At 53.2% G+C, this 23,037-nt stretch carries 26 protein-coding genes; 6 read left to right on the plus strand and 20 right to left on the minus strand.

All coding sequences use genetic code 11. The features are described 5' to 3' along the window. Positions 1-12: 12 nt before the first annotated feature. From TH19_RS08115 to flgB, 9 genes are all read right to left on the minus strand, one after another. Positions 13-633, minus strand: coding sequence for a hypothetical protein (locus tag TH19_RS08115; protein ID WP_147250737.1), 621 nt, complete (start codon positions 631-633; stop codon positions 13-15). 67 nt (positions 634-700) lie between these two features. Next, positions 701-1,384, minus strand: a complete 684-nt coding sequence (locus TH19_RS08120) for a hypothetical protein (RefSeq protein ID WP_147250738.1) — start codon at positions 1,382-1,384, stop codon at positions 701-703. Between the two features lie 319 nt (positions 1,385-1,703). Beyond that, complete coding sequence (locus tag TH19_RS08125; RefSeq protein WP_114101818.1) at positions 1,704-3,707, minus strand: methyl-accepting chemotaxis protein; 2,004 nt, start codon at positions 3,705-3,707, stop codon at positions 1,704-1,706. A 216-nt stretch (positions 3,708-3,923) separates the two neighbouring features. Next, a complete protein-coding gene (gene flhB, locus TH19_RS08130) occupies positions 3,924-4,994 on the minus strand; it encodes a flagellar biosynthesis protein FlhB (RefSeq protein WP_114101819.1) in 1,071 nt (356 codons plus the stop codon). A gap of 51 nt (positions 4,995-5,045) precedes the next feature. Continuing rightward, positions 5,046-5,810, minus strand: coding sequence for a flagellar biosynthetic protein FliR (gene fliR / locus TH19_RS08135; protein WP_114101820.1), 765 nt, complete (start codon positions 5,808-5,810; stop codon positions 5,046-5,048). Between the two features lie 66 nt (positions 5,811-5,876). Beyond that, the gene (gene fliQ, locus TH19_RS08140; RefSeq protein ID WP_309471251.1) at positions 5,877-6,272 is read right to left on the minus strand and encodes a flagellar biosynthesis protein FliQ; all 396 of its coding nucleotides are present in this window, start codon (positions 6,270-6,272) and stop codon (positions 5,877-5,879) included. 41 nt (positions 6,273-6,313) lie between these two features. Continuing rightward, positions 6,314-6,640 carry a flagellar hook-basal body complex protein FliE gene (fliE, locus tag TH19_RS08145; protein ID WP_114101822.1) on the minus strand — a complete coding sequence of 109 codons (327 nt, stop codon included), beginning with the start codon at positions 6,638-6,640 and terminating at the stop codon, positions 6,314-6,316. Positions 6,641-6,686: 46 nt separating this feature from the next. Further along, a complete protein-coding gene (flgC, locus tag TH19_RS08150) occupies positions 6,687-7,094 on the minus strand; it encodes a flagellar basal body rod protein FlgC (RefSeq protein WP_114101823.1) in 408 nt (135 codons plus the stop codon). Positions 7,095-7,117: 23 nt separating this feature from the next. Continuing rightward, on the minus strand, positions 7,118-7,519 hold the full coding sequence (gene flgB, locus TH19_RS08155) for a flagellar basal body rod protein FlgB (RefSeq protein ID WP_114101824.1): 402 nt from the start codon (positions 7,517-7,519) through the stop codon (positions 7,118-7,120). 282 nt (positions 7,520-7,801) lie between these two features. Between flgB and csrA the strand changes: the two genes are divergently transcribed. The 5 genes from csrA to fliP all read left to right on the plus strand — a co-directional run bounded on the left by csrA (position 7,802) and on the right by fliP (position 10,464). Continuing rightward, positions 7,802-8,080, plus strand: coding sequence for a carbon storage regulator CsrA (gene csrA, locus TH19_RS08160; RefSeq protein ID WP_114101895.1), 279 nt, complete (start codon positions 7,802-7,804; stop codon positions 8,078-8,080). 248 nt (positions 8,081-8,328) lie between these two features. After that, positions 8,329-8,757, plus strand: coding sequence for an EscU/YscU/HrcU family type III secretion system export apparatus switch protein (locus TH19_RS08165; RefSeq protein ID WP_114101896.1), 429 nt, complete (start codon positions 8,329-8,331; stop codon positions 8,755-8,757). Beyond that, on the plus strand, positions 8,754-9,089 hold the full coding sequence (locus TH19_RS08170; RefSeq protein ID WP_114101825.1) for a hypothetical protein: 336 nt from the start codon (positions 8,754-8,756) through the stop codon (positions 9,087-9,089). The genes TH19_RS08165 and TH19_RS08170 overlap by 4 nt, the downstream gene beginning before the upstream one ends. A gap of 176 nt (positions 9,090-9,265) precedes the next feature. Next, positions 9,266-9,649 carry a FliO/MopB family protein gene (locus TH19_RS08175; RefSeq protein ID WP_114101826.1) on the plus strand — a complete coding sequence of 128 codons (384 nt, stop codon included), beginning with the start codon at positions 9,266-9,268 and terminating at the stop codon, positions 9,647-9,649. Between the two features lie 32 nt (positions 9,650-9,681). After that, the gene (gene fliP, locus TH19_RS08180) at positions 9,682-10,464 is read left to right on the plus strand and encodes a flagellar type III secretion system pore protein FliP (RefSeq protein WP_114101897.1); all 783 of its coding nucleotides are present in this window, start codon (positions 9,682-9,684) and stop codon (positions 10,462-10,464) included. 128 nt (positions 10,465-10,592) lie between these two features. On the opposite strand, the gene TH19_RS08185 is transcribed toward fliP, so the two are convergent. The 11 genes from TH19_RS08185 to TH19_RS08235 all read right to left on the minus strand — a co-directional run bounded on the left by TH19_RS08185 (position 10,593) and on the right by TH19_RS08235 (position 22,223). Next, a complete protein-coding gene (locus TH19_RS08185; protein ID WP_114101827.1) occupies positions 10,593-11,912 on the minus strand; it encodes an SEL1-like repeat protein in 1,320 nt (439 codons plus the stop codon). A 99-nt stretch (positions 11,913-12,011) separates the two neighbouring features. Beyond that, entirely contained in the window at positions 12,012-15,530 is a 3,519-nt protein-coding gene (locus tag TH19_RS08190) for a tetratricopeptide repeat protein (protein WP_114101828.1), read from the minus strand. A gap of 2 nt (positions 15,531-15,532) precedes the next feature. Beyond that, positions 15,533-16,258, minus strand: a complete 726-nt coding sequence (locus tag TH19_RS08195; protein WP_114101829.1) for an OmpA/MotB family protein — start codon at positions 16,256-16,258, stop codon at positions 15,533-15,535. Then, complete coding sequence (locus tag TH19_RS08200) at positions 16,258-17,139, minus strand: flagellar motor protein MotB (protein WP_114101830.1); 882 nt, start codon at positions 17,137-17,139, stop codon at positions 16,258-16,260. The genes TH19_RS08195 and TH19_RS08200 overlap by 1 nt, the downstream gene beginning before the upstream one ends. Before the next feature lie 11 nt (positions 17,140-17,150). Then, complete coding sequence (locus TH19_RS08205; RefSeq protein WP_114101831.1) at positions 17,151-17,792, minus strand: protein phosphatase CheZ; 642 nt, start codon at positions 17,790-17,792, stop codon at positions 17,151-17,153. Between the two features lie 35 nt (positions 17,793-17,827). After that, on the minus strand, positions 17,828-18,214 hold the full coding sequence (locus tag TH19_RS08210) for a response regulator (protein ID WP_114098493.1): 387 nt from the start codon (positions 18,212-18,214) through the stop codon (positions 17,828-17,830). Positions 18,215-18,432: 218 nt separating this feature from the next. Next, a complete protein-coding gene (locus TH19_RS08215; protein ID WP_114101832.1) occupies positions 18,433-19,161 on the minus strand; it encodes a MotE family protein in 729 nt (242 codons plus the stop codon). Between the two features lie 147 nt (positions 19,162-19,308). Then, positions 19,309-20,019 carry a DUF6468 domain-containing protein gene (locus tag TH19_RS08220; RefSeq protein WP_114101833.1) on the minus strand — a complete coding sequence of 237 codons (711 nt, stop codon included), beginning with the start codon at positions 20,017-20,019 and terminating at the stop codon, positions 19,309-19,311. After that, positions 20,019-21,155: a flagellar motor switch protein FliM gene (gene fliM, locus TH19_RS08225; RefSeq protein WP_114101834.1), complete on the minus strand. Its 1,137-nt coding sequence runs from the start codon at positions 21,153-21,155 to the stop codon at positions 20,019-20,021. Before fliM ends, TH19_RS08220 begins: the two co-directional genes overlap by 1 nt. A 42-nt stretch (positions 21,156-21,197) precedes the next feature. Then, positions 21,198-21,734, minus strand: a complete 537-nt coding sequence (locus TH19_RS08230) for a flagellar basal body-associated FliL family protein (RefSeq protein ID WP_114101835.1) — start codon at positions 21,732-21,734, stop codon at positions 21,198-21,200. A gap of 204 nt (positions 21,735-21,938) precedes the next feature. Further along, on the minus strand, positions 21,939-22,223 hold the full coding sequence (locus TH19_RS08235; RefSeq protein WP_147250739.1) for a hypothetical protein: 285 nt from the start codon (positions 22,221-22,223) through the stop codon (positions 21,939-21,941). Between TH19_RS08235 and TH19_RS08240 the strand changes: the two genes are divergently transcribed. Next, a complete protein-coding gene (locus TH19_RS08240) occupies positions 22,222-22,989 on the plus strand; it encodes a flagellar hook-basal body complex protein (RefSeq protein ID WP_114101837.1) in 768 nt (255 codons plus the stop codon). The genes TH19_RS08235 and TH19_RS08240 overlap by 2 nt on opposite strands. Positions 22,990-23,037 lie beyond the last annotated feature (48 nt).

Consider the following 23,037-nt stretch of genomic DNA (forward strand, 5'->3'; position numbering starts at 1 on the left):
TGTTTCATCTTTCTAAAGAACACTTGTTAAATAGTTCAAAGCTTGCAGATATTCGACGAGGAATGGCCGACTGAATTGCTTTTTCCAACTATCGTCGCTGCAATGCGATTTACGACACAACGAACGTGCGGCCACACGATCGACCCACATTTCTCCGCATGGATCAAACATGACATGGTCGACTGTTTCGCGACTTACGATGTTGCGTAATATGTAGCCAAATGCGTCGTCGAACTTCCAAAGCTCAGATGCAACGGCGACCGCCAACATGTCCGAAATCCTGAGATCCAGGTTCTCCGTCGCGTTTCCGGAGCGCAGCTGCCAATGTTTTTTTGCCCAATCTCCGAGCGAGATTGCGGACAGCCGTCCATCATCAAAGACTTTTGAAACCTCGGTTACTGGTATGCCGGCGGCATCCTTTGTCATCATCCAGCGTCTTATTTCCGGTTCGGCTATCTGGCGGATTACCTCATGACACCAAAAGCCGTTCTGACAATCTTGCACTGCATCAATCAAAACCCGTGCAGCCAGTATCGATGCACGGTCATGCGGAGCCTGCAGATCAAGAAACAGTTCAGGTGCCGTGCTTTCCTCCAGACAAAGAGAAACCTGTACCGAAAAGTTCTCTTCCAACCTTGTTTCCCTGTAGACAGATGGCGGTGTAGATAAGATATCGAGCACCATGTACTCCACACAAAAGCTACACATCTGCCAGCTCTCCATCTTGAACTTGTTGCCAATGCAAGAGACTACTGGAAAGGACGACCGCCCGCATGGCGGCTGATGACAAGAGATCATTCACCACCCAGACGGCATTCTCTGCTTTTCCATGTTTGAGCATCGCATTGCACATCCACTTTAAAGGGAAGATACGATCTCCCTGCTCTTTGATTTGCGCGATATGCTTCTGGGCTGCGACGAAATTGCCTTGAGCGCAGAGCAGTTTAATCAACCGCTCCTGACATTTCAGGCGATAAAAACTTCCGTTAAATCGGCTCAAGACTCTTGTCATTTCACTGACATCTGCCTGCTGGTGCCAAAGCAAAAATAGTTGCCAAAGAGCTTCATCTTTCAGACGTTCTTCAGATGCCGAAGCGATGCGGGTTTCTATACAAGAAATCTCCGCCATTGCCTTTGACTGGTCCCCCAAAGAGAACCAAAGCTGAGCAAGCATTCGGGAAATCCAGACCCTGTCACGATGCTCAAACTCGCTTATTATTTGGTGATCACAAATCTCGACAAGCAAACGTTCAACACGGTCTTTTTGTCCCAACTCTGCGAAGTTCGATGCTATTCGCAACAATCCCAACAGATCATCCGTCCTTGAAATACGTCCAGAAAGTTGACGTAACTCCAAATCAATCTGCGTTTGCAAAAGTTCCAATTTTCATCTCGACGCTATCGTTTTCTGCATCAGTATTCGTGGTACTGATGCCCGGATTGGCATCGAAGCTACGCGTTAAAATTGCACCCAACAAACAAATTCATCATTTTCGACACCAAAATATTCACCCTGTGGATAAACATTTTTTATTCCTTTAAAAACAACAGATTAAAAGGGGCAACTTTTAGAAGGGTGACAAATCATTTCGAACAAGCGAGTTCCAAAAGCAAAAGGCAGGACCAATACTGGCCCCGCCTTCGGCACGATTTCGACAACCTGTCCGTAGATTGTCCTACTTTCTCTTAGTCAATTCTCTGTCTTATCGCGCCAGACGCTTAACCTGTCCGGCGTCAAGTTTGGTGCCATCGAATTCAAGGCTGACATTGCCATCGCTGACATTTCGGACAACGGCGCGAACCGATCCGGAAACGCCCGGCAGTTCGAGATCGATTTTGCTGCCTTTGACAAGGTTATCGCTGGTCAACAACAGCGCACCTTTTTCCGAAACGTTTTCCAGACGGGCACGGCCGGACTTGCCACCATTGCGATAGGTCACCTCGACTGCAGACGGATGGCGTTTGGCGGTTCGGCGATCCACGTCGGATGTCGATGTGCGAACGACTTCCACCAGAACCTGACGCAAGTCACGGACAGCTTCAGCCACTTTGTCGGCAAGATTTCCGACCTCGGCGGCCATGCGCCCGGTTCCCGATGCCTCGGTTGAAACTTCGCTGATACGCATCGATACTTCGCGCGATGCCGCGGCTGTTTCATTGACGTTCCGGGCAATTTCGGACGTCGCGGCACTTTGTTCTTCGACCGCTGCTGCGATTGCCGTCGACACCTCGTCCATTTCGTGAATTTTCTCGGCGATCGTCGCAACTGCCTTTACCGCAGAATCAGTGACGGCCTGAATTTCAGCGATCTGCCGGGTAATTTCATCGGTTGAACGGCTGGTCTGGGTGGCAAGGTTTTTGACTTCCTGGGCCACAACGGCAAAGCCCTTGCCCGCATCCCCGGCACGAGCGGCTTCGATGGTTGCGTTAAGGGCCAGAAGGTTGGTCTGTTCGGCAATACCGGAAATCAGTTCGACCACTTCGCCAATTCCGCGCACACTGTCAGCCAGTTGCGAAACCGTGGTTTCGGTTGAACGGCTTGCTTCGACGGCATCTTCGCTGACCCGGTTTGCACGGGCAATCTGGCTGTTGATTTCACCAAGCGACGAATTCAACTGTTCGCCTGCACCGGCAACAGCTTCGACGGTTGCAAGCGCCTGCGATGACGCCGCGGCAACGGTTTCGGAATTGCCCTGCACCAGATCGGCCGAGCTTGCCATACGCTGCGCGGCACCGGCCAGTTCGTTGGTTTGACCCGAAATAGTCTCAACAACGCGGCGGGTTTCATTTTCAACCCGCTCGGCCATCTGCATCAGCGACTGTTGGCGTTCTTTTTCTGCCTGTTTGCGATCTGCTTCCTGCTGTTCACGCATCTTGAGGTTATTCATCCCGGTTTCTCGGAAGATGTGCATGACACGAACAAGGTCGCCGATTTCATCGCTGCGATCAGATTCCTTAAGCTTGATTTGATAATTGCCATCGGCAAGCTGGCCCAGCATGCTGACGCTTTCGGCAACCGGACTGGAAATACGGCGATGCATTACCCATGCGATCAGCGCACAAATCAGGATCGAGGCAGCCGTGACCGACGTCGTCAGCCAAAAGATCGACTGAACGTTCTGTTCAAGCCCGGTCAGCTTCGCCACCAGCTCGGTTTCAACAGCACTGGAGTAACTTTCGGTTTTCTCGACCGCGACTTCGAGGGCCGAGGCAAGATTTGCCGCGGCATCATCAAAGTTGCCCATCATCTTGTTACCGACTTCCGGGCCACCATCGATATAGCCCTGTGCCATCTGCTTTCCGGCGGCATAATAGGCCGGGAAAGCAGCCTCTACAGCATCAAGCGACGTCAGGAGTTCACGTTGATCAAGTTTTTTGGCAAGGGCCTTGGCAATCACGAGGTTTTCATTCAGCCCCTTTGCGGCGGCTTCGGCCTCGTCAAAGCCGTCATTAAGGCCATCCAGCCCGCGGGTTGCCGAAATATCGGTTAGCCACTGCTGCACCTGAATGACGTTATAGCGCGCGCCTTCGATGCTTTTGATCAGAACAGGGATGTCGGTACTGGCAACGACGCCGATTTTGGCGGCCTCATGCGTTGCACGGCGACCATCGGCATTCACGAAACCTATACCAACAGCTACAATGATCAACATTGCAACAATGATCGCGTTAGACAGGGCTATCTGCCCGGCAATCCTGAAATTCATCAGATCAATCCCACCATTTCTGATCGTCGCGCGCAGTCGCGCGAACGAGAAAACATTCCATTCGTATAGTATCTACACCATTAAATGGGAACTCTAATTTTTAACATTACAACGATTGTATAAAGCCTGAATTGATCTGGATCGTTGCAGTTAAGAATTCTTACAATTCGTATTTCAAACGAACATGACAGAAAGCTGAACGCGTCACAGACGCCATTACCCCAGCTTTTTGCCCTTCTGGCGGAAAACGAACGAGATGATTTCTGCCACCGCCTTGTAATGTTCCGGCGGAATTTCCTGATCGACTTCGACGGTTGCAAACAAGGCACGTGCAACCGGCGGGTTTTCCATGATCGTGATTTTGTGTTCTTCGGCAACTTCACGAATTTTCAGGGCGATATTATCCTGCCCCTTGGCCACACAAACCGGGGCTGCCATTGCCCCGACATCATATTGCAAGGCAACCGCGTAGTGCGTCGGGTTGGTGATCACGACGTCGGCCTTTGGCACATTTGACATCATGCGCTGCTGGGCACGTTCCATCCTGATCTGGCGGACCTTGGCCTTGATTTCCGGGCTACCCTCGGTTTGCTTGTATTCGTCCTTGATCTCCTGCTTGGACATTTTCATCTGCTTGTTGAATTCGTATCGCTGATACGCAAAATCAAGCCCTGCAATCACCGCAGTTAACGCAATGGTTGCAATCAGCAGGATGACGATCATGTCGTAAAGGCGTTCAAGCGTCAGCGCGAGGGACAATTGGGGATAAAGCTCGATATCGAGCATTTCGGGCATGATCACCACGGCAAGGACCACGCCGACAAGCACGATTTTGCTGACATTCTTGACGAATTCGACCAGGGTTTTCAGGGAAAACTGGTTTTTGAGACCATTGAGCGGATTAAGCTTGTCCGGTTTTGGCTCGATCCGCTCGGCCGCCACAACAAGTCCGTTCTGGATCAGATGACCGGCAGCGGCAAAAAAGACCAGAAGAACAAACGGTATCCCCAACACCCACAACATACCAATGATCACGTCCTTGAACAGCAAGGGTAATCCGGCATTGGACACGTCATACATATGTGGATGTTCGATGAAACCGCGCGAAAGGTCACGCACACCTTCCGCCATGCTCGGACCCAGCATCAGAATGACCAGACCGCCACCAAACAACAGCATGAAGTTGCCGACTTCCTTCGAAACCGGCACCTGACCCTTTTTTCGCGCGTCCTCAAGCTTTTTACTTGTGGGGTCTTCTGTCTTTTGGCTGTCGTCTTCTTCTGACATGCGTCAACTCATGCTGGGCGGATGATGGAACGATGAACACTCCATTGCGCCTTACGGATTGAGAAATGCCTCGAGCCCGTTTTCGAAATATCCAAGATAGACCATCATCATGGATGGCAGGGCCAAGGTCAACAACAGCAACGCCAGCGCGATCTGGATCGGCATGGCGACAAAGAACACCGGCAATTGCGGCATCAGTTTATTGAGCAAACCCAACGCAATCTGCAAACAGATGGCAACGATCAAAAACGGTGCAGACATCTGCATCGCAATCACGAAGCTTTCATTAAGGGCGTTTGCAAAAAACTCGCTCATATCACCAACAGGAAGGACTCCGCCCGGCGGAAACAGCGAATAGCTTTCAAAAACGGCCTGGATCATCAAATGATCCATCCCGGTCGCAAACAGCAATACCAGGGCAACCTGCATCAGGAAATTGCCCGTCACCGCACTTTGCGCCCCCGATAGCGGATCGGCGGTAAAGGCGTTCGCCATCGACGACAGATAGGCAATAATTGACCCGGCCGTCTGAACACCGGCCATCATCACCTGTGCAAACAGGGCAAAGAACAACCCGACCGTGACTTCATACCCAATCACCAGCAAAAGCGACGGTGCATCGGCCGGTTGCGGCGGAAACATCGGACCGGCCAACGGGGAAATGACCACCGAGACCCAAAAGGCAAATAACAGACGGGCACGGGCCGGAACCGCACGCGCACCAATGCCCGGCATCAGGGAAAAAGCCGCCCCCACCCTGGCGAAAGTCACCAGAACGACATAGACGTTAAGGGTAAGAAGCTCCTGAAGATCCATCTTGTCTTCGACTGCCTTGCATCAAAGCGCGGGATGCACTTTTGGACCAGAAATCCGGTTTCGTCGCTAATTGGGCAAACCAATGAAGTGATCGACCATGCGCCCCATGAACTCGGTCAGTTCCGTAATCATCCACGGCAACAAGACCAGCAACGCAATGAAAATCACAAGGATTTTCGGAACAAAGGTCAGGGTCATTTCCTGGATCTGGGTCAGGGCCTGAAACAGGGCAATGATCAGACCAACGCCAAGCGCAATCAGCATCAGCGGTGTGGTTACCTTCAGCAGCGTCCAGACTGCATCATAGGCCACATCCATGATTTCAGCTTGATCCATTGATCTTCCCGCCTCGTCGTCACTTTCACGCAGTACATTGAAGTACCACCATTCTTCATACAGGATTTCGCGACGCCAATGCCATGATTTCCTGTCCTGGTGCCGCCCCAAAAACAAAAACCGCACGATTGGCGTGCGGTTTTATCACGGGGTCATGATCAGGCTGATCAGACCGGCATGTTCAGAATGCTCTGATAGGCTTCAACCGCCTTGTCACGGACCGAAACCACAGTACGCAGGGTCACCTCGGCGGCCGAAACAGCCGTGACCACTTCGTGCAGTTCCGCATCGCCGGTGATTGCCTTCTGGGTCATTGTTTCACTGTTGACCATGGTTGCGCGCGCATCATGTGCAGCACCACGTACCATGTCGGCAAAACTTTCCCCCGGATTAACCTTGGTGCCGGTGCCGGTTACGGTTTCCGTAACGGTATTGGTCTTGCCCGCAGCCGCATTGCGGTAGGCAGAAATGGCATCGTTGAAGCTGGCGACCATGGGTTTCAATCCTTAAACGTCTTCAGTCCCGTTTGATATCGACTGCTTATTGCAGAATATCAAGGGTCTTGAGCAACATGCTGCGCGATGACTGGATCACATTGAGGTTGGCCTCGTATGAACGCTGTGCTTCGCGCATATCCATCATTTCAACAAGCGTTTCAACGTTCGGGGTCTGGACATAGCCCTGATCGTTGGCTGCCGGATGGCTTGGTTCATACTTCATACCAAAATCAGAACGATCTGGCATTACCTTATTGACCTTGACCATTTCGACACCGACTTCGCGGTCCATGACATTCTTGAATGTCAGAAGCTTGCGGCGGTACGGGTCCTGTCCCGGTGCAGTCGGAAGACTGTCGGCGTTGGCAACGTTTTCCGCAGCAACGCGAAGACGAGTGCCCTGTGCGCGCATACCAGCAGCAGAGATTTTAAAAGCCTTGTAAAGTTCCATGGTTTCAGCTCTCTAACTTATGGTTACACGCGGCCAAGGGCCGAAATGAACATTGATTTCTGTTTGGCATACAGACGGGTCATGGTCTGATAATCGACCTGGTTTTCGTTCATCTTGACCATCTGTTCTTCAAGGATCACGGCGTTTTTGCCCGGCGCGACTTCATAGTTCTTGCGCACTTCCTCGTCCTTGAAGTTCTGCGGTTTGTGCAGACCCTGCGTATGACCGGGTGTGGTTGCCTGCATTGCAAGAATGAACTGGCGATCACGACCGATATTCTTCGGATCGAATTCTTTGAGATCACTGGCGCGGTAATTCGGCGTATCGGAGTTGGCGATATTCTGCGCAATGACTTCCTGGCGCTGGGTGAGCCAGTCCATCTTCTCTTTGAGATTGGCGAACATGCCAAGTTTGCCGATATCCATTTCCTGCTCCTTGTCTGCGCTTTCCGAGTATTGACTGCGCGGGTAAAGCCGAAGTTAACGCCGTTGCCCGGATCGGGTCAGGATCGCCCGGATGGTTGATTTTGCCGCCCCGTTTGATCCTGCCAACACAAATGCATGAAGCGTGCCAAACTGTCCAAGATCTTTGAAATTGCCCGAGGTCTGACCAATTCGCGTCGGGCACTAGACCCCGCGTTTGAAAATGGGCATATTGTGTTCCGTCTGGTAAATTCTGTTTACCATCTATCGAAACCGGAACACTGTATGCTCTATCTCACACGAAAAGTTGGCGACTCCGTTGTCATTGACGACAATATCGAAGTCACCGTCGTTGAGGTCCGTGGCAAGACCGTCAAACTTGGCTTTACTTTCCCCGAAGATGTTCAGGTTCTTCGACGCGAACTTTATGACCGCATTCAGGAAGAAAACCGTTCGGCTGCTGTCAGTGAAGACATCATTCGTCATCTCGGAGGGGCCAACAGCCCGGCCAAGGACATCAGCGAAAAGAAATCAGATACCGACGAGAATGCCGGTAATAGCTGATTGATCAGGGCAAAGCCGGGATGTCCGGCGCCCGCCAAACATATCTGCCTGCTTGCAGGCACCGTCATCTTCCAGGCAGGTAGCCGGGATATTGACCCATCATCTGGCTCTCATCCTTCTTATTGTCGCATGCGCCCGGCTCCGGGCACTGCGATCGTGTATCGACAACGATTTGTTGACCATCTTTGCTCTATGGTCGACGCTTGAAGATCACAGTCAGGCATCAATGACCTGCAATGAAGGGCGATATGAGCGCGAACAAGCCCACCTATGACATTACCGACCAACCGGCAAGCAAGACGGAAAATCTTGCCGCACCGGGCGAACAGGACCAGAAGGCCGTCGCACTTCGGTATGCGCATGGGCGCGACAATGCCCCGATTTTAAGTGCCAAGGGCGCAGGCAGCGTTGCGGAACAGATATTGCAAGTCGCCTTTGCCAACGGGATCAAGGTCCGTAAAGACAGTGATCTTGCCGAAATTCTGATGGCCGTGGATGTCGACAGCGAAATTCCGCTCGAAGCCTTTGCCGCCGTCGCCGAAATTTTAAACTATATTTATCGGATAAATCGTATCTATGGCGGTTCATCGCGCAGCAAGACCGAGCCGCAAGACGAAGTCACAGCAGCAACATCGTTTGATCGAAACGTTGATCTCAATGGGAAAGGCCAATCATGAGCCCTGAACAATTCAAGCCCGATCAGTTCAAGAAAGATCTGAAACGCGTTCTGTCCCTGATCCGTACCGGACAGCGATATCTTGACGATGGCAAGGTTGTCGAATTGTCGGCCCTTGAACACCGGATTGCCGATCTGTGTGATCAGGCACGTTCGATGGGCGCCGAGCAGCGCCGCGAAGTTGCACCACTTTTGGCCGCCCTTGGCGACGAACTTGGTCAGCTCGAAGCCAATATGCAAAAGGAATATTCCGATATTCAGCGCCAGTTGCGCGGCATCAGCAACACCGCACAGGCCACCAATGCCTATGCCCAAGCCGCCCGCACCAAATAGGTCATATCCCGGCCAAGCGGCTGAATTCAAACAATCTGCCATCGGCTTTGCACGTGATGGCAACTTGCCTGCCTGTCAGTGGCACGGTAAACAGAAACACTGATGGCAAATAAAGATAACGATCACGACCGCACGACCGACACAGGTCACTGGTTGTTCTCGGGGAAAGCTACCTGATGGAACTAAGCGCCTATTACCGGTTTGTTGCCGCCCTGCTTTTTGTGCTGGGGATCATCGGCATATTTGCACTGGTTGCACGGCGCATTATTCCCGGTGCGCGCAACATCAACCGTCGCGGTGCCAAACGGCGCCTCTCTGTGGTCGAAGTCGTTCCGGTTGATACCAAGAGACGATTGGTTTTGTTGCGTCGTGATGACACCGAACATCTGGTCATGCTCAGCCCGCAGGGCGATACGGTTATCGAGCGGAATATCGGCACCCATTTCGTCGATCTGATTGACACCGGCAAAAGCGACGACACCAATACGCTTTCGGGTAATGATGAAACCGGTTCTGATACAGCAGAACCGGAAAACAACGACAGGACCAACCCTGCATGAGCCGCATCGACCAGCACCCGACACAAACCGCAATGACCAAACCGGGCAAAACCGGATGGCGTGCGCCACGCTGGCTGACACTGTGTGCCATCTGGTCATTGATCCCGCTGATTGCCCTGCTTGCAGGTGGCGACACCGTGCAGGCCCAGACATTCAATTTCGATCTTGGCGACGGTCCCGGCGTAACGTCGTCAGGCCGTCTGATCCAGTTGATCGGCCTGATCACGGTTCTTAGCATCGCGCCGGCCATCCTGATGATGGTGACGTCCTTTACCCGTATCATCGTGGTTCTCAGCCTGCTTCGTACGGCACTGGGCATTCAGCAATCGCCGCCCAACCAGGTTCTGATCAGTCTGGCGATGTTCCTGACCCTGTTCATCATGATGCCGACCCTTGAACGGGTCTGGGACGAGGGTCTTCAGCCGATGATCAATGGCAATATCGATGAATTCGAAGGGTTCGAGCGGTCGGTCAAACCGGTCCATGACTTCATGATGACCCAGGTCCGAGAACGTGACCTTCAGCTGTTTGTCAATCTGGCCGGGGTTGAAGTCACCACACCGGAAACCATCCCGCTGCGCTCGTTGATCCCGGCTTTCATGATCAGTGAATTGCGCCGGGCCTTTGAAATCGGCTTCCTTCTGTTCATCCCGTTCCTGATCATTGATATGGTGGTCGCCAGTGTTCTGATGTCGATGGGCATGATGATGCTGCCGCCGGTGATCATTTCCCTGCCCTTCAAGCTGATCTTCTTTGTGATGGTTGATGGCTGGTATCTGATTGCCGGATCACTGGTCGAAAGTTTCGGGCGTTAGCGAAGATCATCGCAAATCCGCATTATAAAAGCCGCCAAGCTTGAAGCTGGCGGCTTTTACTTTTTGTTCCCTAGACTCAGGCACTCTGGCGCAGGCCAGATTACGTCGCGCACATGATGCGCAAATCTTTATGACCGCCGTTTTGCGGCCTTGAAAACGTCTTGTTCAAGCGGTTTGAGGCCAAAGCTGCCCCGCCGCGGGCCGGGATTTTCGGCAACGAATTTCTCGGCAATATGGCGTTCGCGTTCCGTCATGCGGGCATGAATGGCCCCCATTTCACGCTGGGCCTGACTGCCCTCGGTCGGGGCCGACATCCGCAACCAGTAATAGGCAAGGATATTGTCCTGTTCGACACCACTGCCAATCGCATAAAGACGCCCAAGGGCGGCCTGCCCGTTGGCCGACCCCTTGCGGGCGGCGCGTTCATACCAGGTCGCGGCACGTGCCATATCGACCGGCACGCCAAGACCATGTTCATACATCACCCCGATCAGGTGATAGCCGCCCGGGTGACCAAGCTCGGCAAGGTCCATCGCCAGATCAAGCGCACTTGGATAATCAGGTTCGCGATGTGGCACACCGAAAATCAGGATTTGCGTCATCTGATATTTTGCAGACGCATCGCCCTGATCACAGGCATTCATCAACATCGTCCAGCCCCGATTAAACAGCTTCAAATCAGGGGAATGGCAGAAATACATCGCAAGGTTGGCCTGCGCATAGGCATCGCCTTCGCTTGCCGCCAGTTCAAACCAGCTGATGCTTTCGGCGATATTGCGTTCAGCACCAAGACCAACACCAAGCGCATAGCCAAGGGCCGATGCAGCTTCAATGCTGCCGGCACGGGCCGCACGCATATTGAATTCAAATGACTTGGCCGGATCACGGTTCACACCGCGCCCTTCAAGATAAAGATAGGCAAGAACACTGGCAGCAGATGGATCGTTCAGATCGCTTGCGCGTTCAAAATATTCAATTGCCTTTTCGTCATCCTGATCGACACCCCAACCGTTAAGGTAACAAACACCAAGGTTATACAGGGCAGCAACAGAACCAAATTCGATGGCTTCTTCAAACCAGTGGGCCGCAGTTTCGGCATTTTCCTGAACGCCAAGGCCCTTGGCATAGAGATAGCCAAGATTGTTTGCAGAAATCGGTTCGCCCGATGCGGCTTCTTCGTGGAACCAGTATGCGGCTTCGCGGTACCATTGCTGGCCTTCGCCAAGATCCTCGGACACGCCGAGTCCCTTGCTGCGCATATAACCATAGCAAACAGCAGCAAATGCACGGCTTTGGCGGTGAATCTGATCAAGAATACGGCGGGTCGCGGACTCATCACGCGGCATTCCGTCGCCCAGAAAATGCTTCTGGGCAAGCGAAAGCTGGGCGAAAATGTCCTTTTCGACATTCGCCTCATCGTAATAGACCATTTTAAGAGCACGATCCATCACAGCACGACACTCGCAATCACACGTTCAAACCAGCAGAAAACGGGCAGAAATCCACGCTTTTGGCGCGGCTAGCCCACGTTACACATTTATCGAACGTTAATTTATAGCACTAAGCTGGGATTTTTCCAACTGATCGCGATAGGTCGCAAGAAAGCCTTGGAAGTTTTCCACTTCATCAACCTTGTCCGCAAGCGTGCGATAATCGATCAACCCCTGCGTGGGCGACGATGTAATCAGGCTAAATGCCTGGGCAAACGGGCTTTGTGCCATGCCTTCGCCGTAACGACGTTTCAACATGTTAAGGGTGCGTTCCTGCCCTGCCATCGCAAGGTTAACCGCCCAATTCAAAAGATAACGCGCCCGTTCGTCGGAAATCGGTCCGCTTTGCCGCTCTTCGTCATCGCCAACAAGACGCTGGAAGGTTTCAGCTGCGGACATGTAATCCCGGGTCTGACGATAATAATCGACCCGCAGCAGTTCTGCATTCTTGCTTAGATCACCATCAAGCGATGCGATGGCCTCGGCCCCGCGATCGGTATCAAGCAATGCCCGTGCCTTCAGATGGCGACGTTGCGTTGCCAGTTCATCGGAAACGCCCGGCTCGTCGGTATCATCGATGACGCGGATGGTATCTTCGGGTTTGCTGTCAAGCAGGTAAACCAGCGCCAAGCGCGCGCCCACACGGGCCTTTTCGACACCGTTCAGGCGGAAATCGACCTGATGCTCAAGAAGGTTTTCGGCGCGTTCAAACAGCTCGACATCCACCATGCGGTCGGCCAGACGGCGGATCAGTTCATCGCCCTTTTCCCCGGCGGGGGTCAGTTCGCGGAACTCGTCATAAAGTGCGACGGCCTTGATCGCCGAGATATTATTGATGTCATCGCCCAGATAAAGATTTTCGAACGTCTTGTGCATCAGGTCGGTGGCCTCGGTCGCAACCGGCTTGTTGGGGAAGAAAATCGCTACCTGACGCAGGGTATTTAGACCGTCACGGAAATCCTTGTTCTCGATCTGCAGTTCGCCAATCCGTTTGAGCAATGCCATCTCGAAGCCATCACCGCGCCATGCAAAGCGCAGTTGTTGAAGCTGTTCAATCGCATCTTCAACAGTCAAACGCTGCAAGCGCATCAGAAGTTCGGTGCGATCAAAGATGGCATGCGCACGTGCCTTGCGGTTGTCGCCTTCTGCAACCTGATCCCAGGTCGCAACAGCTTGTTCCAACTCGCCAGCTTCTTCTTCAAAGAAGCCCTTCAGATACTGGACATCCTGGATTTTCGATTCAGAAAGGCCACTTGTGACCAGCATTTTCTCGATCAGGTCCATGCCGGCTTCGGGATTTCCAACGATCAGGGCCTGCTCGGTCGCAAGCGGGCCAAGCCGCGACAGCAACTCTGGCGGATAGAAATCAAGAATATGGAAACTGTCGAGCAGATCACGTGCCCCCTCGTTCGGGCGTCCAAGTGCTGCAAGGTTGACGGCACGCCACATTTTCATTTCGGGGATCGCACGCAGACGTTCGTCATTGAGCAGACGTTCTGCCTCGCCATAGTCGCGATTAAGGAATTTGACAGCGGCCTTCAGCGCACGGAACTGCAATTTCTGGGCAATTAGCGGATCGTCGCCTTCCATTGCCGACACCACGGCATTGGCTTCGGGGCCCAATCCGTTGGCCATGTAATACTGGGCCAGTTCAAGGCGGGCCTTGTTGCGATGCTCGTCACCACTATTGGCAATATCAAGACGGAGCTTGCGGATGGCTTTGTTGAACTCGTCCAGTCCACCGCGACGCCATGTATCAAGATCAAAAATCAAACCTTCACGGCCGTCACCCGTACTTGCACGCACACCGGTTGCCGATGCCAACAGACGCGCACCTTCCGGCGAAATATTCAGACCATCGGCCGCGGTTACAATCACCGCCTGTCCATCACTGCGATCGGCGACCTGAACACTTTCGTTCATCGGCGCGACGACAACGCCCTGCACGGAGGGCAGGACTTCGAATTCCGGATAGTTCAGCGCGACCTCGATGCCATAACCCGACTGGGTGGTCGTCACCACACGAAGGGTATCGCCCACTTCTGGATCATCAATCGGGATAATCGGGCCGACATCCTCAAGCGGCACAATCAGGCGCGCGCGGGTCTGATCATCAAGCTCAATCGACGGTCCAAGTTTTTCGACCGGCTGCAATGTCCCCTGCTGCAACGTAACGCGCCAGTCACCTTCGGCCGTTCGGGTCGTATAAAGGCCGATGCCATCGGGAATGGTCATGCGCAGAACGGTTGCATAGGGGCTTTCGATCTGTTCGATCACGCCGATAATCTGTGAGGCTTCCTGACGCACAGTTTCAAGATCAAGGCTGGCGCGAACATCAAAGGCCATCCACAAGAATCCTGCACGTGCCCAAACCGCGGCCCCACCCGGCTGTCCAAACGGGAAGCCCAGCGTCATTTCAGTCGCGGTCTGTTCGACCGTAACCTGAAGATTACCGATGCTGGTCCGTTCCTGCGGGGCGTTCCCGGTTGTTGGGGCACCTTGTTCAGCCGCAACTGTCCTTGCCATGGCCTCGGGCGAGTTGGGATCAAGATTATCATTGGCAGCAGTATCAGGCTGTGACTGCCCCGCGCCACTGGATGCCACATTCTCGCCGTTTCGGTTGCCCGCAGCAGGTTGCGGTGCCGGTTGCGGTGCCGGTGCGTTTGGCGCAGCGGGTGCTGTTGGCGCGGTTGCTGCTGTATTCTGACCGCCGGACGCGGTTGTCGGGCGGGTTTCGGCCGTGTCGGTTGCGGGTGCACGTTGCGCCCCCATAACATCAACAACAACCTTGTTCCCCGAACGGAAATGACGCAATTGCCGTGCAGGATTGGTTTCGATCACCACATCAAGCGGATTGGTTCCGGCCTGTGAAATACGCACACCTTCGGGAAGACGGCGCGACAGACCAGTGGCATCTATCCTTGCCGGCGCATCAAACGCCAATGTTTGCGATCCTTGCGCCCCTTCGAGGCTGTAGTCAGTCCGCTTGGGCCAATCAAACACCAACCGGTAAAAGGTCGGATGACGCCCGACACGGACATCAAGCAGTTCAGCATTTGCCGACTGGGCCTGTGGTGCGGGGTTTTCTGTGGCAACGGTTTCAACCGGCGTTGTCGGGGCAGGCGTTACTTGTGGAACCGGCTCTGGTGTGGCTGCGGCAGGCGGCGGCGATGCCGGTTGTGGTTTATCCAGGATATCAAGAACCACATTGCTTCCGACATTAAAGGCGCGGACTTCGTAATCGTCGCTCAGAACAAAGGCGACCGTACGACCATCCGGATCAAAGAAGCCATCGGAAACATATTTGGAAACAGGGTTCAACACCCCGCGCAAAGAGGCAACAAGCGGCTCGTCAAAGCGCACAACAAGCTGATCGCCGATAATTTCGGCGCTGTAATTGACCGGCTTGTTCCATTGCAGAACAATTCGTCCATAACCGCTATGCACCCCGGAACGGATGATCACGGGATCAACCGCCTGGGCTATTGCTGGGCGCATTCCGCTAACGGGCAAAAACATTGCCGTGGTGGTTGCCAGAACAACCGCCAGCAGGACGCGCACGGCAAGTTTCGCCATACTTACGTGCCTCCGATCCCGCTTCCACTATGCGGCTCGATGACAATATCAACGCGGCGCGCCATTTCGAAACGCGCGTTTTCATCAAGCAACGCAGGAAGCTGGTCGTACCTTGATGCCGCAAATCCGTAAATATTTATGTAATCTGTGTAGCCAGATCGTTTTAATTCGTTTGCAACAGCACCTGCGCGGGCCAACGACAGTTCCCAGTTCGATGCATACTGGCCCCGCCCACTCAGGGGACGCGGGTCCGTATGACCCTGAACACCAATGCGGTTACCGATGTTCCGCAAAACACCACCCAGGACAAAAAGCGCCTGCTTGGCCTTGGGCGTCATATCCGAACTGCCCGAAACAAACAGAATATCCCCCGGCAACGAGATCACCAGTTTGTCAGCATCCCGCGACATGCGCGCATCGCCCAGAACCGGGTTGTCGTCAATCGCATCGTCGATAACCGCACTGAGATAATCCAGGTTCATGGCCGGCTTACGATAGACCCGCGGAATGTTCAGGCTTGCTTTGGGTTCGTCGCTTTCTTCCTTTGGGGACGGTTTGATGCTTTGGGACAGGGCGTCAACCACTTCATCCCAACGGTCAATTTTGACCTTGGACATCGCAAACAGCATCACAAAGAATGTCAGCAACAGCGAAATCAAATCCGCAAGACTGAGCATCCAGACCGGCGGGCCACTTGGGCCTGTGTCTTTTTTGACTTCGTCACTCATCAGCTACCTCCTCCGGCTTGTGGGCCAAGGGGAATAGGCTGATTGACAGCAGGCTGATTACCACCGGGCAACGGAATGGCCATTTTGGGCGGGATCATCATTTTCGACGGCGCCACAGGAGCAGAACCACCCGACAGACCAGAAGCACCAGCCCCGTCGGCCGGAAGACTGGTCTCCCCGGTATCGTTTGCTTTTGTACGCTCGATCGGGGTTGGTGGTTCTTTTGGTCCGAAATCCCAGAAGAAGCGGAATGTCGCGATAAACGGATCCGCCCCCGGATCAATACCGACATACAGGTGACTTGGCGGCGCACCGACATCAATCAATTCGCGTGCGAACGAACCGGCACGTGCAATTTGCAGATTGTTGTCGATTTCAATCACGCCCTTGGATTCAATCTGGCTGCCCATCACCATTTCCATCTGATAGGACGCATAACCTTCGTCATCGGCCAGCACCTCGGCCAGCTGCTTCATAAAGCTGGCTTGGCGTTCACGGATCAGGATGGAATTGGGGTCAAACAGCTGATCAACATGCATGATGATTTCCATCAGTTTGCCGGGCTGAATGACTTCGACCCGAACCACCTTGATGGCTGTATCAAACAACTGACCAAGTTTTTCCTGAACATCTTCGGCCGCAACCACCGGACCCTCGATAGAAGTCACGGTCTGCAAGCTGGTCGTCGGCGGAAGGATCGCGGCAAAGGCAGAAGAAAGACTTTCCTGTACTTCGCGCGTTTTGACCTCTTCAAAGGTCGAAATGGTATTGAGCAGAATAAAGAAGGCAAGCAGCAGAAGATAGAGAGCCAGAAACAGCGCCACCGCCCCGTTCGCAGGGGGTGTTGGTGGTGTTGGTCCGTCGTCTTCTATCTCCGCCATGTCAACGCCATTTAGTTAAACATCGCGTCGATGTCAGCCTGCGAAACGCCCTTGCCTTCAAGCTGAGGTCCGTTAAGCAACGCTTCCTCACCTTCAAGTTCTTTTTTCTTTTTCGGATTGGCCGCGGCGTATTTGGCGATCTCTTCGCCAAAGGCGGTTACCAGTCCCTCGACGCGTTCCTCAATGGATTTCAGCGCTTTGATGACCTTGGTTGTCCGCTGCCCGGTAATGTCCTGGAAGTTACAGGCTTCATATACCCGCATGGTCGCATCGGTAACAATTTTCGCCTGTTCGGGCGGCAATGTCGTTGCAAACTCTTCGAGTGTATCCATAGCATCAAGGATTTCGTGGGTTGCCCCCGCGGTCGCATCAACAATGGCATCGAGTTCATCGGTGGCATTGGGGATGTATTCCGCCTTGATGTCATCCGGACGCAGAGATGCAATTTCGGACTTCATCTTGCGGATGATGCCCGACAGTTCATCAAGTTCGCCAAACAGTCGCTGTTGATCCTCGGACGGCTGATCCCCGACGAAACGGGACAGCTGATCCATAAGGCCAGACAACTGCTCGATCTTCAGGTCATCGCCTTCGAGACGCGCGCGAAGATCGTTAAGCAACTTCCGGAGTTCGTCCTTCGACGCTTTGGACATAGCGGTATCGCGGGACACACGCCCCGCGCTCCTGATCAGAAATCGCCAATAACCGTTTTCATTTTGCCTTTCAACGTCTCAGCGTTGAACGGCTTCACGATGTAATTGGAGACACCGGCCTTTTTCGCCATGACCACGTTTTCGGTCTTGGCTTCGGCGGTAATCATGATGAAGGGGAGATCCTTCAGTTTGGCATCTGCACGGACTTCTTTCAGAAGCTGAAGACCGGTCATCGGCTCCATGTTCCAGTCGGAAATCACAAGACTGAACGGAGCTTCACGCAGCTTGCGAAGCGCCATGCTACCATCGGTCGCTTCTTCGATATTCGTAAAGTTGAGCTGCCGCAGAAGGTTACGGATGATACGCAACATGGTTTTGTAATCATCCACAATCAGGATCGGCATATTCGGATCGACGGCCATTCACAACTCCATCAGCTATCTGATCTCTCACCCTTGTCACTCATACCAACGAATAGTGACAAGGCCCCTAATAATCGTGATGTACATATTTAATATTGGTTAATCAAGGTTTTTAACCAGAGATCAAATCATCTCATCACATTGACTATTCTCGAAAAACTGGCTGTTTTTTCATTTGAAAAGGATGAAAACCCCAACCAGCCTGTTGATTGCCCCCGTTATTGCAGCGGCAGCATATTGATATCCTGCTTGTAAGCCAGCTCAGCTGTCAGCGCGCGCGCACGATCGGGCGTCATCTGCGACAAAACAGCGGCAGTATTGGCTTCGCGCATCCCCAGCGCGACCTGCAAGAGAATATCCATATCCAGATCATTCCAGATCCGTGCCGCGTCTTTGGGTTTCATTTTTTCATAGACGCTGATCAGTTTTTTGATCCGGTCATCTTCTTGGGTTTCCTTGGTTTCCACCAGTCCTTCGATGGCGGTTTTCAAGGATTTCATTTCCTCGATTTTGGCATCAATACGTGCTTCGGCTGCCGCGATCAGGCTTTCACGTTCATCAAGACGCTGTTCCTTGCGATCAAGTTCGCCCCGGCGAACAGACAGGTTCTGCAGCAGGTCAATTTCTTCCTGGGTAAACAGGGTCGGATCACCGCCGAGGGTCGGGGCAATGTCATTTGCCCCGCCTTCACCTTCAAGCGGGGTGCCTTCCATCGTCATTGCGGACGGATCATCAAGCCCCGGACCAGCAGGCGCAGCCGCAGGGTCCTGAGCAGCCGGGGTTTGCGGTGCCTGTGCCTGTGCTGTCTGGACCATGCTTACACCTGTTTCTCGAGAACCGGGTGTCATGGCGACCTCCGGATCACTGGAAAACAGGTTCACGACCCGCATTGACAACACCATCAGTCCAACAAGGACAAGCAATGGCAAGATACGCACACCAGACATTCATTCACCCAAGCAATGCGGCACTTAGTGCCCATGCTCCTTCCACTCGAATTATCTTTATTTCATCAGAATGACAGATCACTCTTTAGATATAAAGAAATGTCATGATCTCAAGGCTGCACCGATGTGCCGCCCTGAATTGAATTCCTAACGAACGGACCGCAATGCGGCGAGCAATTCGCGCTCTGCTTCCGAACGACCGGCATCTTCGTCCTGATCATACAGGTCCGAATTGCCATCATCCCCATAACCACCGCCCAGCGAGACATCATCGCGTTCACGGTCGCGATCACGGTCACCCAGCGCGCTGGCGCTGCGTTCAAATTCACCAACCATACGCGCGGCAAGTTCTTCCGCCCGGGTTTCAACACCAACCCGGTCACGATCATCAATCACATCAGGGCGTGCTTTGCCACCGCCCATCATACGCCCCAATCCTGCGGCGTCGGCTTTGTTCGACGATGCCCGTGACGGTGCGCGATCAACAACCACATCACCAGTCTGTCCGGCACCGGAACCACCCGAACGGCGTACAGCATTGACGTCGCTTGCCGCCTTTTCCAATCGATTGGCAATGCTTTCGCCGCGATCAACCATGAAGCTGAGATCTTCGTTCAGCGCACCGGCCTTTTCGATATTCTCGCGCAATTGTTCGCCAGATTGTTCGGCCATGTCGCGCAAGGCCGTGATCGAGGTTTCGGCACGTTCATTCGCAGCATTGAATGCAGTCAAAAAATTCTGCATGTCTTCGCGACTGCGCCGGAAGGCCGCAAGCTTGCGGTTCAGGATGATCGCATAAACGATCGTAACCACCAGCAAGACGATCATCACAAGATCCAGGTAGAACGCGAAGTCCATTACTTTTCTTCCTCGTTTATGCGCGCGCGGTCACGCACCTGAATGGCAATTCGATCACCTTTACGCCCCATCAAACCTTTGAACAGCGGCACATCACCACATCGCACTTCGACCGGTGATGTCGGACTGGTATTGAGCACCAGACGATTACCGACTTCAAGGTTCAGAACATCACCAAGCGCCATCACCTGTTCGTCAAGCACTGCTAACAGGTTAACATGGGTCTGCCACAGTTCGTTTGCGAGGTGGTTTTCCCAAATTGAATCTCGGCCGAACTTCTCGCCCATGAACATCTGAAGCAGAAGTTCACGCACCGGTTCAAGCGTTGCATACGGGATCAGCAGTTCAAGACGGCCACCACGGTCTTCCATATCGATGCGCAGCTTGGCCACAATGGCTGCGTTGGCATGACGGGCAATGGTCGCAAAGCGCGGGTTGGTTTCAAGGCGCTCGAACCGGAAAGTCACCGGGCTTAGCGGGTCAAACGCAGCCGAGAGGTCACCAAGAACCACATGGATCATGCGCTCGACAAGGTTGCGTTCAATCGTCGTATAGGGACGACCTTCAATACGCATTGCGGCCGTACCGCGACGCCCGCCCAGCAACACGTCCACGATGGAATAAATCAGGGCCGAGTCAACGGTCAGAAGACCATAGTTATCCCATTCCTCGGCCTTGAAAACGCCCAGCATGGCCGGCAATGGGATCGAGTTCAGGTAATCACCGAAACGCAATGACAGGATATTATCAAGCGAGACTTCAACGTTATCGGATGTGAAGTTACGAAGCGATGTCGACATCATACGCACGAGGCGGTCGAACACGACTTCCAGCATCGGAAGACGTTCATAGGCAACCATCGACGAGTTGATGATTGCCTGGATGCCCGACTGGTCACCTGCACCCGAACCGTCATCAAAGCCCAGAAGACTGTCGATTTCGTCCTGGTTCAGGACGCGCGCAGAGCCACCGCCCATTTGGGCAGCCATGTCGTCGCCGTCATCACCATCTTCGTCGCCGAGCATGGATTCCCATTCGGCGGCCATATCCTCGCCGCCGTCGTCTCCACCCTCTTCTCCACCCGCCATGGCTTCCCATTCAGCGGCGAGTGCATCATCATCGTCTTCATCAGCCATCAGCGATTGCTTCCTGATTTTGGCATTCGGGCTGCTACAAGCTTATTGTACCAGCATTTCCTTAAATAGAACGTCGTTAATTTTTGCCGGCTTGGCCGCGGCACTGACACGGATCAGCAATTCTTCGCGCAACCGGAACATGCCCTCGGAGCCTGACAAATCTTCGGGGCGCAGTTCCCGAAGGTAAACCTGAAAATTGTCAACAATGCGCGGCATCATCTGTTCGACCTGCGGCAGCATTGCCTGATCATTGACTTCAAGGCTGACACGGATTTTGAGATAGCTTTGCTTGCCCTCGCCGGTGTTCAGATTAACCAGAATTTCCGGCAAATCGACAAAACCGACATTTTCAGGCACGCCAGGCGCTTCTTCGATCGCGTTTTCCGAAATCACTTCCTCGGTCTGCTGGCCGTCACCGCCAGTCAACATATCAATCACCGGCTGCAACAAGCCGGTAAAATAGGCCGCAGCGGCCCCGCCAAGAAGAAGCAACACAAGCAGAATGACCACCACCAGCATTTTCTTGCTGCGGCCACCGCCACCTTCGTCCATTTCGATTTCGTCGACGTCGTCGCCCATAGCTACGCCAATTCCCGCGCTTGAAGTTATGCTGTTATATCCAGCAAACACTGTGCCGGAATAACAGCCTTAACGCTATCACGTTAAAAATCCGTTTCGTTTCCGATCACTTAGCTTAATCCGACAAAGGTTTAGCACTCGGTGTCTGGCAGAATTTACCCAGTGACATGAAGTGCCATACATGTGCTGTCAAAGCATGAGAGATTATAGCACAAAACCGCGCTTGACGTTACCCGCCAGCCCCGCCGCATCTGCAAACCAAAGTACGATCCCGAAGGCACCACCTGAGAGCCGCCTACCGAGACCGGAAAACTTTGTCCCACTGAACAGCCAATGTTCGCGGCAGTTTCTGCCAAAACCCCAAAAACCCACCCCGGCAACAAATGCCGAACACCAAAATGTTTCATAAATTTCAGATACTTGATCATTCTGGCACAGCTTTCGCATTTGTGTTGGCAAATCTCTGCCCCCAAACGGGAAACTGACCATGGAAAATATTTCATATATTGCGCTGTCTCGTCAGAAGACGCTTCGCAGCATGATGAACAACATTTCGCAAAACCTGGCGAACATGAACACGACCGGGTACAAAGAAGAGCGAATGATGTTCACCGACTGGATTGCGAAGAACAAGGACGCGCCCTTCCGCGGCGAACGCGAGATTTCGCTGGTTCAGGATATTTCCCAATACCGAAATACAACGGTCGGCAATATTGAACATACCAACCGCCCGCTCGATGTCGCACTGAGCCAGCCCGATATGTTCTTTGCCGTCGAAACCCCGTCTGGCACGCAATATACCCGCAATGGCAATTTCACACTCGATCCCGGCGGACAGCTGATCACCAATGATGGCTACCCGGTTCTGAGTGATGCAGGTCAGCCACTGTTTTTCAATCAGGCTGACGGCCAGATTGAAATCAAGGGTGATGGTACTGTTTCGACCGATATCGGACAGATTGGCAAATTGCAGGTTGTCTCGGTCGACAATGTCCAGCGCATGGTCGTGACGGGCAACACGCTTTATCGCGCACCGAGCCTTCAAGCTGGCGACGATCAGGAAATCAACATTCAACAAGTTGATAATGCCGGCATTGTGCAAGGCGCGCTTGAAAAATCAAACGTCAACCCGATCAGCGCCATGACGCAAATGATCGATGTTTTACGAACCTATCAATCCGTAACCCGTTCGCTTGAAAGTGAAAACGAACGGATGCGCAACATGATCAGCAAACTCGGGGATGTTCGCGCCTGATCCGGTCGCCGAACCCCTTAAAACAGAAATCTAGCGCACTTGCGCAAT

Origin of the sequence: Thalassospira profundimaris (genome assembly GCF_003326675.1) — a bacterium.
GTDB lineage: Bacteria > Pseudomonadota > Alphaproteobacteria > Rhodospirillales > Thalassospiraceae > Thalassospira > Thalassospira aquimaris.

What these genes read in the sequence shown, in the direction of transcription:
- TH19_RS08125 (WP_114101818.1), bottom strand. Translation starts at nt 3,707, where the DNA reads ATGAATTTCAGGATTGCCGGGCAGATAGCCCTGTCTAACGCGATCATT.
- flhB (WP_114101819.1), bottom strand. Translation starts at nt 4,994, where the DNA reads ATGTCAGAAGAAGACGACAGCCAAAAGACAGAAGACCCCACAAGTAAA.
- fliR (WP_114101820.1), bottom strand. Translation starts at nt 5,810, where the DNA reads ATGGATCTTCAGGAGCTTCTTACCCTTAACGTCTATGTCGTTCTGGTG.
- fliE (WP_114101822.1), bottom strand. Translation starts at nt 6,640, where the DNA reads ATGGTCGCCAGCTTCAACGATGCCATTTCTGCCTACCGCAATGCGGCT.
- flgC (WP_114101823.1), bottom strand. Translation starts at nt 7,094, where the DNA reads ATGGAACTTTACAAGGCTTTTAAAATCTCTGCTGCTGGTATGCGCGCA.
- flgB (WP_114101824.1), bottom strand. Translation starts at nt 7,519, where the DNA reads ATGGATATCGGCAAACTTGGCATGTTCGCCAATCTCAAAGAGAAGATG.
- csrA (WP_114101895.1), top strand. Translation starts at nt 7,802, where the DNA reads ATGCTCTATCTCACACGAAAAGTTGGCGACTCCGTTGTCATTGACGAC.
- TH19_RS08165 (WP_114101896.1), top strand. Translation starts at nt 8,329, where the DNA reads ATGAGCGCGAACAAGCCCACCTATGACATTACCGACCAACCGGCAAGC.
- TH19_RS08170 (WP_114101825.1), top strand. Translation starts at nt 8,754, where the DNA reads ATGAGCCCTGAACAATTCAAGCCCGATCAGTTCAAGAAAGATCTGAAA.
- TH19_RS08175 (WP_114101826.1), top strand. Translation starts at nt 9,266, where the DNA reads ATGGAACTAAGCGCCTATTACCGGTTTGTTGCCGCCCTGCTTTTTGTG.
- fliP (WP_114101897.1), top strand. Translation starts at nt 9,682, where the DNA reads ATGACCAAACCGGGCAAAACCGGATGGCGTGCGCCACGCTGGCTGACA.
- TH19_RS08185 (WP_114101827.1), bottom strand. Translation starts at nt 11,912, where the DNA reads ATGGATCGTGCTCTTAAAATGGTCTATTACGATGAGGCGAATGTCGAA.
- TH19_RS08190 (WP_114101828.1), bottom strand. Translation starts at nt 15,530, where the DNA reads ATGGCGAAACTTGCCGTGCGCGTCCTGCTGGCGGTTGTTCTGGCAACC.
- TH19_RS08195 (WP_114101829.1), bottom strand. Translation starts at nt 16,258, where the DNA reads ATGAGTGACGAAGTCAAAAAAGACACAGGCCCAAGTGGCCCGCCGGTC.
- TH19_RS08200 (WP_114101830.1), bottom strand. Translation starts at nt 17,139, where the DNA reads ATGGCGGAGATAGAAGACGACGGACCAACACCACCAACACCCCCTGCG.
- TH19_RS08205 (WP_114101831.1), bottom strand. Translation starts at nt 17,792, where the DNA reads ATGTCCAAAGCGTCGAAGGACGAACTCCGGAAGTTGCTTAACGATCTT.
- TH19_RS08210 (WP_114098493.1), bottom strand. Translation starts at nt 18,214, where the DNA reads ATGGCCGTCGATCCGAATATGCCGATCCTGATTGTGGATGATTACAAA.
- TH19_RS08215 (WP_114101832.1), bottom strand. Translation starts at nt 19,161, where the DNA reads ATGTCTGGTGTGCGTATCTTGCCATTGCTTGTCCTTGTTGGACTGATG.
- TH19_RS08220 (WP_114101833.1), bottom strand. Translation starts at nt 20,019, where the DNA reads ATGGACTTCGCGTTCTACCTGGATCTTGTGATGATCGTCTTGCTGGTG.
- fliM (WP_114101834.1), bottom strand. Translation starts at nt 21,155, where the DNA reads ATGGCTGATGAAGACGATGATGATGCACTCGCCGCTGAATGGGAAGCC.
- TH19_RS08230 (WP_114101835.1), bottom strand. Translation starts at nt 21,734, where the DNA reads ATGGGCGACGACGTCGACGAAATCGAAATGGACGAAGGTGGCGGTGGC.
- TH19_RS08240 (WP_114101837.1), top strand. Translation starts at nt 22,222, where the DNA reads ATGGAAAATATTTCATATATTGCGCTGTCTCGTCAGAAGACGCTTCGC.
- TH19_RS08235 (WP_147250739.1), bottom strand. Translation starts at nt 22,223, where the DNA reads ATGGTCAGTTTCCCGTTTGGGGGCAGAGATTTGCCAACACAAATGCGA.